Annotated in this window: 9 protein-coding genes and 2 pseudogenes; 7 read left to right on the top strand and 4 right to left on the bottom strand. The window is 43.7% G+C overall.

Annotated features, from left to right (window positions below; genetic code table 11):
• Nucleotides 1-854: 854 nt before the first annotated feature.
• The 4 genes from IM456_RS00930 to IM456_RS00915 all read left to right on the top strand — a co-directional run bounded on the left by IM456_RS00930 (nt 855) and on the right by IM456_RS00915 (nt 5,308).
• A complete protein-coding gene (locus IM456_RS00930; protein WP_149987487.1) occupies nt 855-1,280 on the top strand; it encodes a DUF29 domain-containing protein in 426 nt (141 codons plus the stop codon).
• Between the two features lie 439 nt (nt 1,281-1,719).
• Entirely contained in the window at nt 1,720-2,907 is a 1,188-nt protein-coding gene (locus IM456_RS00925) for a WG repeat-containing protein (RefSeq protein WP_287694612.1), read from the top strand.
• A gap of 261 nt (nt 2,908-3,168) precedes the next feature.
• Entirely contained in the window at nt 3,169-4,968 is a 1,800-nt protein-coding gene (locus IM456_RS00920; RefSeq protein WP_149987485.1) for an acyl-CoA dehydrogenase family protein, read from the top strand.
• The gene (locus IM456_RS00915) at nt 4,946-5,308 is read left to right on the top strand and encodes an acyl carrier protein (RefSeq protein ID WP_004163872.1); all 363 of its coding nucleotides are present in this window, start codon (nt 4,946-4,948) and stop codon (nt 5,306-5,308) included. Before IM456_RS00920 ends, IM456_RS00915 begins: the two co-directional genes overlap by 23 nt.
• A gap of 444 nt (nt 5,309-5,752) precedes the next feature.
• On the opposite strand, the gene IM456_RS00910 is transcribed toward IM456_RS00915, so the two are convergent.
• From IM456_RS00910 to IM456_RS00895, 3 genes are all read right to left on the bottom strand, one after another.
• A complete protein-coding gene (locus IM456_RS00910; RefSeq protein ID WP_002796799.1) occupies nt 5,753-6,376 on the bottom strand; it encodes a cytochrome c oxidase subunit 3 in 624 nt (207 codons plus the stop codon).
• Between the two features lie 325 nt (nt 6,377-6,701).
• Nucleotides 6,702-8,378, bottom strand: coding sequence for a cytochrome c oxidase subunit I (ctaD, locus tag IM456_RS00900; RefSeq protein WP_002758397.1), 1,677 nt, complete (start codon nt 8,376-8,378; stop codon nt 6,702-6,704).
• 29 nt (nt 8,379-8,407) lie between these two features.
• Nucleotides 8,408-9,373, bottom strand: a complete 966-nt coding sequence (locus IM456_RS00895; protein ID WP_149987483.1) for a cytochrome c oxidase subunit II — start codon at nt 9,371-9,373, stop codon at nt 8,408-8,410.
• Between the two features lie 314 nt (nt 9,374-9,687).
• Here IM456_RS00895 and IM456_RS00890 point away from each other — a divergent pair, with 314 nt between their 5' ends.
• Entirely contained in the window at nt 9,688-10,599 is a 912-nt protein-coding gene (locus IM456_RS00890) for a COX15/CtaA family protein (protein ID WP_149987482.1), read from the top strand.
• Nucleotides 10,600-10,710: 111 nt separating this feature from the next.
• The gene (locus IM456_RS00885) at nt 10,711-11,661 is read left to right on the top strand and encodes a heme o synthase (protein ID WP_149987481.1); all 951 of its coding nucleotides are present in this window, start codon (nt 10,711-10,713) and stop codon (nt 11,659-11,661) included.
• A gap of 197 nt (nt 11,662-11,858) precedes the next feature.
• Here IM456_RS00885 and IM456_RS00880 read toward each other — a convergent pair.
• Nucleotides 11,859-12,095: pseudogene (locus IM456_RS00880) on the bottom strand (IS5/IS1182 family transposase); the annotation flags it as partial.
• Nucleotides 12,096-12,137: 42 nt separating this feature from the next.
• Between IM456_RS00880 and IM456_RS00875 the strand changes: the two are divergent.
• Nucleotides 12,138-12,291: pseudogene (locus IM456_RS00875) on the top strand (IS630 family transposase); the annotation flags it as partial.

The following is a 12,291-nucleotide window of genomic DNA, read 5'->3' as shown; positions in this document are numbered from 1 at the left end:
TGAAAATTTTTGCCTCAAACCCTATCTGCGTAAGGACTTCAGGATTTTGTGTCCAGTAGTCCATTAGTATTATATTGCTTTAACTCAGGCTCTGTAAGACTTTTAGCCATAGCTAGTATGTTTATACGGGGGAAGTCCAGATATACAAGGTTGGGTTGAAGCATGAAACCCAACGCCCGCTCATGTTACGCTACCGCTAACCCATCCTACAAATAATTGTGCCTCCCTACTTACATCGCTTTCAGCCAAAAAGCTAACGAGAGAATCAGGGATTTGGGCGAGCTTACTAGACATCTTTGTCAACAACGGGGGGTGAGCTGCATCGAACTTTTTCGCTCGAACACCCCAAAAAGCTTGTGCTGTAAGGAGTTCAGCCAGCTTGTCCCCCTGTCAGCTATTGGTTAATAAAACAACTTCGATACTTGGATCAGTTTCGAGAGCTTCTAAAAGCTCGATTGCCGCTGCCCTGAATTTTTGCTTAGAAAGCGCATTACCTATTTCTAACAAGATCGCCTTGGGACTAAATGAGTTCTATTAGTCTCAATTTGATTGGCAAGTTTAACAGCCTGTAGATGATTTTGAGCGGTGACAGAAGACAATGCAATCGCAAAATATGTATCTAAAAAAACTTCATTCATTATTCAAAAAATGTTTCCCCATAAAAGTATCGGTCAATTTTTTCTGACCAATCAGGCTCACCCTGTAATTTTAAAGACTGGGCAGTTTTAAGAGAGGTCTATTGACTGAATGATGGGATGTAATATTTCAATAACCAGCATTTTCTTGGTGCCTGAGCTATACAATGATATGTATATTTTGATATAATAAACAAGATTAGTATAGAGGTAAAATTAATGGCTGAAACCCTATATGAAAAAGACTATGTAGCTTGGCTGCAAGACCAGGCAGAAAAACTGCGATCGCCTGATCGCAATACTTTAGATTGGCAAACTTTAGCCGAGGAATTAGAGGAAATGGTTGATGAACGCAAATACAAAGCAGAAAGCTTTCTTATTCAACTCCTCAGTCACCTGCTACTTTACGCCTACTGGAAGCATCCTTACTACCTACCCCACTGGACAGACGAGATAGATAATTTCAGATTGGAATTGAGCTTGCTGTTTCGCTCTAAGGTAATCTACAATCATGCCTTAGAAAGGTTTGGTTATTGTTATCAAAAAGCTCTGGGAAAAGCGAGCCGCAAAAGTGGATTAACTTTACCAGTTGACTGTCCGTGGACAATTGAGAAAATTCTTGATGAAGATTGGTTCCCTAGTTAAAAAGTGGAGCTTGCGGTCCAACTTACATCCATACAACAATAGGGTGGGCATTGCCCACCTTACTTCAGTTGATACCAATTTTCAATAGTCGTGACTAACATCTGCAAGCGCAATTCCGGTCTCAAAGGGTAATTACGCTTTGGAATAATCAACTAAGTCTGTCATCACTTTTGAAAAATGATATAAATCCTGTTTAGAAGGTATAGGGGAGCACCGGAGCTGCGGAGCGGGGAGCAGCAAGCGGGGAGAAGGGAGAAACAATCCATAACTTGGGAGTTAATCTTACTATTAAAAACGGATTTAGTATAACACCCCCTCAATAAAACCCAATACCGCACTGTGCGGTTTAATCACTATCGGTGCCTAGGTACTTATGAACTCTGGCATTGATATTCTCGATTTTAATTAAAATGACTATAGTTATGAATCGTGAAATGTCATGTCAAAGAATGTTAGTCCTTCCTTCCGATTGTTGTTGACAGCCTTATTGTTAACTATTATTTATTCTGTTTTCTCACCTGCGACAACGAACTTGGCAACACCGCAGCCAATAAAAACGAACTTGGCAACACCGCAGCCAATAAATTGGAAAATTGTCATTGCTCCACAGTTTGATGATGCTGACTCTTTTTCAGAAGGATTAGCTAAAGTAGGAATTGGGAAATCATTTGTAGATAACACTTATGATTTCCAAGATGTCGATAACTATGGTTATATTGACTTAACAGGTAAAATAGTAATTCCCCTCCAATTCAAACAAGCGGGGGATTTTTCATCGGGTTTGGCTTGGATTGGCATAGATTCTGATCGGGATGGAATTGTAGAGCGATATGGTTACATAGATAAAACAGGAAAACCTGTAATTAAGCCACAATTTGAGGATACTGGTAACTTTTCATCGGGATTAGCACCAGTTAAAATTGATAATAAATGGGGCTATATTAACAAGCAAGGAAAGATAATGATTTTCCCTCAGTTTGATTCAGCCTCAGAATTTGCTCAAGGGTTAGCTGTGGTAGGAAAAGAGACTAAAGATCCAGATTATCCTTACCAACAAAAGTACGGTTATATTAACCAAAAAGGAGAGCTAGTGCTTCCTTTTAAATTCTCTCTTGCTTATAACTTTTCTGAAGACTTAGCCGCCGCAGAATCCGAATCCAGTAAGAATAAAGGATATATTAACCGACAGGGTAAATTTATCATTAATCGTCCTGATTTTGATACTTTTGTTTCGGGAAATTTCTCATCAGGATTAGCCGTTGTAGAACTGAATGAGGGAGCTTGCTCGGCTGCCAACTATTGCGATTATAGCTATATCGATAAAACTGGGGATGTAGTCATTAAATCGCCCGAAAATGATGTAGATTTCACAGGGGCGCAGAGTTTTTCTGAAGGGTTAGCTGCTGTAGCCACCAGTGGTGGGGGTAGAGATGCGGGCGGCTGGTATCCTGCTACTAATTGGGGTTATCTCGACAAAAACGGCAAATTTGTTATTTCCCCCCAATTTGATGATGCGGGCAGTTTTGCTGAAGGTCTAGCACCAGTAAAAATTGAAGGGAAGTACGGTTATATTTCTCTTGGCGCAAGAATTCTCAGAGATAATAGGACTTACCCATTGACAAAGTAGCAAAATACTGTATTGATAAAAAGTGTCCTCCACCCCCTTCACTAAGGCGGTTTAATCACCTCAATTGGGGCATAATTACTGCCGAGGGTGGTCTAGCACCCCACCCAAGTGGGTTCTAGCACATTTAAGGTAAAGGGGAAATTAAGAATTGTTGCCATTGTACGGCCAAAAGTCTAGAATGGTCATTAATTTTTGTGCATGGTCGGGTCTTCTAACCGAAGGCATTGACGAAAAGCACATTGTATCTGTCCTAGAGGCACTATGAAAAAGCTTAAGCAATACTGGACTGCTGAAGCACTGGAAAAAGACTTAGGCGATCCTCTCAATCCCGATAACCCTCTATCCTACAAGCGGGTGATCGAAATTGACGAGAGCGAAGAATTTCCCCACGAGGAAATTCGCTGGTTATACGACTGGAAACTCCAACACTACTACATTCCCACCGATTGCGGCGGTGAATTTACCTCTTTTGAGGAATTTGTCGCTTTTGTGCGGGTACTTTCCCGACGGGATCAAACTATCGGTATCGCTTTTACTACCCTATTCTGGTCGTTTTTAAACTGGATGGCGGGAACCCCAGAACAGAAACAGAAGCTCGCCCGTTTTATCATGGATGACTATGGGGCGATGTGTCTGGGTTACTCGGAAAAGGAACACGGTAGCGATCTGATCAATGGTGATCTGACTGCGACGAAGGTGGAAGGAGGTTATATTCTCAATGGTGAGAAATGGCCGATTAACCGGGCGACTATCTCTGGAGTTTCCTTTATTTTGGCGAAAACCGATGCTGACGGCGGGCCGAAGTGTTTAACCCTATTTATGGTCGATAAACGGCAATTAGACCCCGAAAAATACTATAATTTGCCGAAAATATACACCCATGGCGTGCGCGCCTCGGATATGAGTGGCATTGGTTTTAAAGATTGTTTCGTCCCCGATTCCATGCGTTTACGGGAGGAGGGAGACGGTTTAGAATTAGCCCTGAAAGGTTTCCAGATTACCCGAATGTTGTGCGCTGCTTTTTCCCACGGGGCAGCCGATACCGCTTTGAGAACTACCCTCAGTTTTGCCGTTAATCGGGTAATTTATCACAAAACTGTGATGGATTTGCCCCAACCCCGGCGCACTCTCGTGGATGCTTTCCTTGACATCCTTATTTGTGATTGCGAGACGATTCCGGCCGCGAGAGGTTTTCATATTATCCCCGAACAGTTTAGCGTCTGGGCTTCGGTGGTAAAATATTTTGTTACCGTCCGTCTGGAGGAGATGGTTAATAGTGTTTATGTGGTCTTGGGATCGCGTTTTTATATGCGAGAAGAACACGAATTCGGCATCTTCCAGAAGCTACTGCGGGATAATTCGATTATCAGTATGTTTGACGGCAGTTCGATCGTCAATCTTCATGCTTTAATCCTACAATTGCGTCCTTTAACCAAATATCGGGCTAAACGCAACTCGCGCACCATGTCGGCGTTAAAAACCCGTTTAGAGGCGATTTTTAGCCTAGAAAAGTCAGTTCCTCCCTTTGAACCCAATAATTTAGAATTATTTGGCCGGGGAATGGATGATTCCCTACAGGGTTTAGAGATTGCCCTTGATATGCTAGAGGGATTGAAAAATTCTGACGAAGTGGACCCGGAAGTATTAGAAAATCTGTTGATGTTGGGTAATTTAGTTTTAGAGGAACTAAATGCTCACGATGAACAGATTAGCCAATCGAAATTCGAGTATGGTCACGACCAATCACCCGAATTGTTCGAGATTGCCAAGAAATACTGTACTTTACACGCCGCTTCCGCTTGTTTACACACTTGGCTTTATAATCGTTCCATCTTGGGTGAATTTTTTGCCCGGGGGGAATGGTTGGTGTTGAGTTTACACCGATTACTGCGAACTCTCCGGCCGCTGCCTTACACTCTATCTGAGGTGTATGTAGAAAATGTTGCCCAAGAATTGCTGAAATTATATCGAGAAAATCAACATTTTTCGATCGTGCCTTTTCAATTAGCCCATTCACAAACTACCGAGGAAAAAACCCATGAACTCCAACTCCAATCTTAATAATCTCGTACAAAATTGGTTAGTTAAACAGTTAGCCGATCAGTTATCTTTGGATGCAAAAACGATTAATGTGACTGAACCTTTAACCCGTTATGGTTTAGATTCGATCGATGCGGTAACGATGGTGGGTGATCTGGAAGATTGGGTCGGTCAAGAGTTACCTTCTACCCTTTTCTGGGATCATTCTACTATTGAAAAAGCGTCTCTTTTCCTAGTAGAAAACTACGATCTTTCTAATCTTTCCGGTGAGGAAACCCCCGCAGAAGTTGCTCCCGTCGCTGAAAAAGCTGAACCGGCCGTTAGTGGTGGCAAAGGTTGGAGTTTATTCGGTCGTCGTTAATTATCAGTGATCAGTTATCAGTGATCAGTTATCAGTTATCAGTTATCACTGATCAGTTACTCGCTTATCAGTTACGGCATTTCTCTTAAAAATGAAGTATAACCTATAATACTAAATCTGGTTATTAAAGACTGATTATTTATTCCCCTTTTGGCTCTTCTCGATTTTGTCTGATAATTTTTGCTTATGGAATCGTGAAATGCTTATCGGGCAAAACTTTCAGCGCTATTTTGACGGATATTCTATCAGTATAGACCTCGTTTCCACACAGAAACCAGAAGAGCCCCCTTTTTGCCTTTTGCATGAGCAGAAAACGGGTTTCTCCGAGAAACCCGTTTTCTGTGCGTTACTCAACGGATTTAGTATAAGATAACGGCTGTAAATTGAAATATACAAAAAAGGGCGATCGCTTGATCGCCCTTTTCTCCTACTAAATAACAAAAATTATCTCAAGATATACACCAGTAAAAACAGGATAATCCAGACCACATCGACGAAATGCCAGTATAATTCTGCTGCTTCCACACCAAAGTGAGATTGACTAGAATAGTGGTCTTTTTGACGAGAACGCCAGAGGACAGATAGAATTAGCACTAAACCAAAAGTAACGTGGAGACCGTGGAATCCAGTTAAGGCATAAAAAGCGCTGGTGAAAACATTAGTTGTCAGACCGAATTCAGCGTGATAATATTCGTATCCTTGACCACAAAGGAAGATAATTCCCATCAGGGCAGTAATACCGAACCACAATTGTAAACCGGCATTATTATTTTGTTTAATCGCCTTTTGTCCTATGTGCATAACAAAACTACTGGACACCAGAATAATCGTGTTAATTGTCGGTAGGGTTAACTCTAATTCTGGCGTGCCGGCGGGAGGCCAAACGGGTAACATGGTACGGTAGAACAAGAAAGCGGCAAATAAGCCTAAAAAGATGGAACTTTCCGCCACTAGAAACAAAACCACACCGAATAAGCGATGATCCGGGTGGCCATGATGCCCGTGTTCCACCGTTTCGTGATGATAATTGACAGAGAGTTGAGAATCTTCGAGCGTTGAACCTTGCATGATTGAATGTCCTTAGTTTACACGGGAGACGGGGAGCTTTTTCTCAGTGATCAGTAAACAGTAAACAGGGCTCTTCGTTACTTGGTATGGTTCGATAGGGGGGCATAAATCGACTAAATCCTTATCTGGCAAGAGTTCTATTGATTAGTTCGCTCTAGATCAAAAACAATTGACAAAAATCGCCAAATATCTTTCTCTATAAGGGGTTCATCTCTTATAATCCTGTCCGTTGCATAACACAAACCGAAGAACCGTAAACAGTAATTAGTGAACTGAAAACTCACATCTGATAACTGATAACTGATAACTGATAACTGATAACTGATTATTGCGATTCGGCGCCCACTTCGGCGAGGAGATCTTGTACTGATTCCGCTGCTTCTGATTCCTCCAGATCAATACCGTAATCGTAGGGGCCGGACCAAAGAATCGGCATTTCCTCGAAATTCTCGATAATTGGGGGAGAGGAGGTTTGCCATTCTAGGGTTAAAGCGCGCCAAGGATTACGACCGGCGGGTTGACCTTTAAAGGCACTCCAGACCATATTAATAGCAAAGGGAATACTCGATATACCGAGAATATAAGCCCCTGCGGTACTAAGAACATTTAAATCCTGAAACTGCACATCATACAGGGCAATACGACGGTTCATACCCAATAATCCCAATTCGTGCATCGGCATAAAAGTTAAATTCAAACCGATAAAACTGAGAACAAAGTGGATACGACCGAGAGTCTCGTTATACATCCGTCCGGTCATTTTCGGGAACCAATGGTAAACGGCAGCAAACAGGGCCATTGCCGTACCACCAAATAGTACATAATGGAAGTGACCGACGACAAAATAGGTATCGTGGACGTGGATATCGAAGGGAACAGAAGCCAACATAATCCCGGTCAAACCACCGATGAGGAAGGAAGACAGGAAACCGATCCCAAATAATAAAGACGTATTGAGACTGAGTTTACCCCCCCAAAGAGTGGCACACCAACTAAAGATTTTAATGCCCGTGGGAACGGCGATTAACATGGTTGCCGCCATGAAAAACATCCGTAACCAACCAGGGGTGCCGCTGGTGAACATATGGTGGGCCCAAACGATTAAACCCAAGAAACAGATGGTGAGACTGGAATAAGCGATCGCTCGATAACCAAAAATCGGTTTGCGGGCGTGAACCGGTAATATCTCCGATATCGTGCCGAAAAAGGGCAAGATCATGATATAAACGGCAGGATGGGAGTAAAACCAGAACATATGCTGATAAACGACCGGATCGCCGCCGCCGGCGGGGTTAAAAAAGCTCGTGCCGGCGATTAAATCAAAGGACAAGAGAACGAGAGCAGAAGCGAGAACGGGGGTGGAAAGCAGTACCAGAGTCGAGGTGGCCAGCATTGCCCAACAAAATAGCGGCATACTGTACAAATCCATCTCAGGAATTCGCATTTTCAGGATCGTGGTGATGAAATTAATCGAGCCTAAAATCGAAGAAGTCCCGATCAATAAAAGGCTCAAAATCCACAATTCTTCGCCCCATTTGCCGCTAATTAAGCTTAAAGGTGGGTAGGAAGTCCAACCGGACTGGGGTGCGCCGACAAAGAAACTGGATAATAATAGCAGCCCGCCGGGGGGATTAAGCCAGAAAGCCACAGCGTTAAGACGAGGAAAAGCCATATCTTCCGCCCCAATCATCAGGGGAATGAGATAATTGGCAAAACCCGCCCCAACCGGAACGATCCAAAGAAAGATCATGATCGTTCCGTGCATGGTCATGAATTGGTTATATAGTTCTGGGGAGACGAAATCGGGGTCGGGAGTGGCTAATTCTGTCCGCAGCACTTCCGCGAAAGCACCGCCAATAAAGAAGAAAAGAAAGGCAGTCACCAGATATTGAATACCGATGACTTTATGATCGGTGCAGAAAGTAAAGTAATCTGTCCACTTGCGGTGATGGATCACCTCGGGAACGGTTGCTGGGGTGGTTATTTCCGTTGATGCTGTCATAATGCCAAGATTTTAGATGACAAGAAAAATTACATTTGCTGCTGATGGGCAACTTGGGCGAGGATTTCAGCGTCGATGCCCATTTCTTCGGTGTAGGGGGTCAAATATTGACTATCAGAGCGATCTTTAGTGGTCATGGCTACAGTTCGATCGCTGTCAACTTCGGCGATTGTATTATCCTGCACCCATTGGTCGTAATCCGCTTGGGAGTGAACCACAAAGCTAGATTTCATGCCGCCGTGATAGGCCCCGCAAAGTTCCGCACAAATGATCGGATATTGACCAATTTGGTTGGATGTGAACGATAAAACCGTTTCCTGTCCGGGGATAACGTCCTGTTTTAGACGCAATTGGGGAACCCAGAAAGCATGGATCACATCCCCTGCTTCCATATTCAGTTGCACGGGGCGATTGACGGGAGCGTGCAGTTCCCCGGAAACAATGCCAGTTTCGGGATAGGTGAAGATCCAAGCGTATTGAATGCCTTTAACATTGACCACTAGGGGGGGAACTCCTTCACCATCGTAGGAATTGCCGATACCTAGGGCTACTCTGCGATCGCCGCCCAGGGCCATCATCGTGCCGTGGTGGTGACCGTGGTGGGCGATTTCTCCTTTGCCACCCTTGGAAATCAAGGGATCGAGACCGCCGATATTGTTATAAATCTCGAAGCTATAGACGGCAAGGATAAAAACGATTACCGTCGGGATGGCTGTCCAGAAGATTTCTAGGGGTACATTGCCCTCCACTGCCGGCCCGTCGGTTTGATCCCCCGGTTTACGGCGAAAGCGAATCACTATATAGATAATCACGCCTTCAACTATTAAAAATAGTCCCGTGGCGATGGTCATCATCAGATTAAAGATATTATCTATCTCCTGAGCATCTTCGGAAGCGGCCACAGGCATTAAGCCATGATTTTGGCCATACCAGAGACTAATTAAGGTCAAGGCGATCCCGAGTACGAGCGTCAGGATACTGCTGGGAATTTTCACGGTCTTTTCAATATTTTCAATAGTGGCTACTTATTCAAGGCTAAAACATGATTCCCCTATAGATGGGAAATTTAACCAGCATCTTCTGAGAATTTTATCTTTTCTTTGGGATCGTTTTCAGGGAAAGTATTTTAAATAACTAATTTTTATATCTTATTCTGAGTTTATGTAAACAAATGTAACGGAAATGGCCAGAAATCTAAAGAATATCTAAAAGGTTTTACCTGTCGTAAAAAAACTCATTCACAGTGATAACTAACTGGCAAACCAAGCCAGTATCTTTGATGACAGACTCCTTGAGAACAGGCAAACCGATGACCGAATCTGTTTTTAACCCGACACCCCTAAGAGAAACTGGTAATATTCAGGTGTGGATGCGCCGCTTAGTCTGGAAAATTGCGATCGCTACTTTCGCCCTCATGGTAGTGGGTGCTGCCACCAGAGTTATGAACGCCGGTTTAGCTTGTCCCGATTGGCCGCTGTGTTACGGTCAATGGATTCCCAGTCAGCAGATGAATCTACAGGTATTTCTGGAGTGGTTTCATCGTCTCGATGCCTCTTTGATCGGGTTTAGTACGCTCGCTCTCGTCGGTCTGTCTTGGTGGTATCGTCGCCATCTTCCCCCTTGGCTGTTCCCCTCTGCGATCGCTGCTTCGGCTTTAATTCTCCTGCAAGGAGTCCTGGGAGGATTAACCGTGACCCAATTACTGCGATTTGACATCGTAACCGCCCATTTAGCCACAGCTTTGCTCTTTTTTGCCACCCTAATCGTCATTGCTATCGGTCTGACTCCCTACCGTGGCACAGGTACGGTCGGGAAACTAACTGGGATGGGAATGGTCGCCACCGGTCTAGTTTATCTGCAATGTCTCCTCGGCGGTCTCGTCGGTTCCCGTTGGGCTGCCCATCAGTGTTTAACGGTTTCCCAACTCTGCACGGTGATGAATAGCCACATTATCGGGGTTTTTCCCGCCACTATCTCGGTTTTAACTCTAGTTTTCTTCGCTTGGCGAACTGCCGCTATCCATCCTCTCCTCAAAAAACTAGCTTTTAGCGCCGGGGGATTAGTCGCCCTACAGGTGTTTTTGGGCGTTGCCACCCTGAAACTGCATCTACAGGTGGAACCCTTAACCATTACCCACCACAGCATCGGTGCGCTATTGGTGGGAACCCTCGTCGCTTTTACCACTTTCGCCCTTCGCGATCGTTCTTTCGCTCCTAAGTAACTAGACACAATTAATTGCACATATCTAACCGCCTCTTGCCTATTGCCCATCCTAACCAATAAGTTAATTTTGTCCCATTACTTATAAGCCATCTCTAAGGATTTAATCACGATGACTGGAACTCAAGCCCTTCGCCACCACGATAATTTTTTACAAGTCGCTAAAAGTTATTATCAACTCACCAAACCCCGAATTATTCCTCTACTGCTGATTACCACGGTTGCTTCTATGGAAATCGCCTCTAAAGGTCAGGTTTCCCCCCTCTTACTCTTTCTTACCCTCCTCGGTGGCACTCTCGCCGCTGCCGCCGCTCAAACTTTAAACTGCATCTATGATCGCGACATCGATCACACCATGCTTCGCACCCGCGCCCGTCCCATTCCCTCCGGTCGCGTGCAACCCCTCCACGCCCTCATTTTTGCCCTCGTTTTAGCCTCCCTTTCCCTAGCAATTTTTGTCTTTTTTGTCAATACTTTGAGCGGATTTTTAGCAATGACCGGCATCGCATTTTATATGCTGATTTATACCCATCTGCTCAAGCGTCATAGTATCCAAAATATTGTTATCGGTGGCGCGGCTGGCTCGATTCCTCCCCTAGTCGGTTGGGCGGCAGTAACGGGCGATCTCGGTTGGATTCCCTGGATTTTATTCGCAATTATTTTCCTTTGGACTCCTCCCCATTTTTGGGCTTTAGCTTTAATGATCAAGGATGATTATGCAGAAGTGGATATCCCGATGATGCCCGTAGTTAAAGGGGAAGAAGCCACTAGCGATCAGATTTGGCTCTATACTTTAATCGTCGTTCCTTTCACTTTCCTCCTGATTTATCCCTTGGCTGCCTGTGGTGTGGTTTATGGTGTAGCGGCTTTAATTTTAGGGTTTGTTTTCCTGAAAAAAGCTTGGCGATTAAAACAGAATCCTTTTGAGCGGGACATCGCTCGATCGCTGTTTAAATATTCCATTCTTTACATGATGTTATTATGTACAGCTATGGTGATCGATAGTTTACCCATGACCGCTCGTCTCCTCGCTACAATTGGCAGTTTATTTTCCTTTAGTTAATCTCAGTTTTGCTTGTTAAGTCTTTACACCTTTTCCTCTGGCAGGGGAGGGTTTTTTATTACAGTTAGCCGTCAGCCTTGAATCAGTTATCAGTTATCAGATTTGAGTTTTAAGTGAGCAGTATAGAACTCTTGCAAATTAATTATATGTTATAATGGGGGCTTAACTAGGGTTTGCTGAAAAAGTCGCTCAAAGAATTATGCTATTGAGTGCCAATAATTTGTCGCCCAAGTGATAAGTTTTACTTGAGTAAAATAACTTTTAACATAATTTTTATTAAAGCGTTGTCGGTATTTTAGTTCATTTGTTCGCAGAAAAATCAAGAAAGACAAAAAAAGCCCAAAAAACTGCCGAAGCAGTCGGGAAAGATTGACAACCAAAAAGGTAATAGCAATGGACGTTTCTGAAGTTTCAGGTAGTTTTGTCGTAAGGATTCAGGTCATACAAAAAGCAGTCAAACCCATGCTGTGTAAGCATTAAATGAAGCTGTATATAGGAGAGAAGAATTGACGGGAATAAAACGAAGTCCTACTCAAGTGAGGAAATTCTTAAAATCAATGGGAATGAAATGTATAAAAGTAGGTTCTCTTCCTTCTAAAGCTGACCAGGATGAACAAGAAGACTACAAAG

Source organism: Microcystis sp. M079S1, from assembly GCF_020246425.1.
GTDB classification, from domain to species: Bacteria; Cyanobacteriota; Cyanobacteriia; order Cyanobacteriales; family Microcystaceae; genus Microcystis; species Microcystis aeruginosa.
This window is presented reverse-complemented; position numbering and strand designations above follow the sequence as displayed.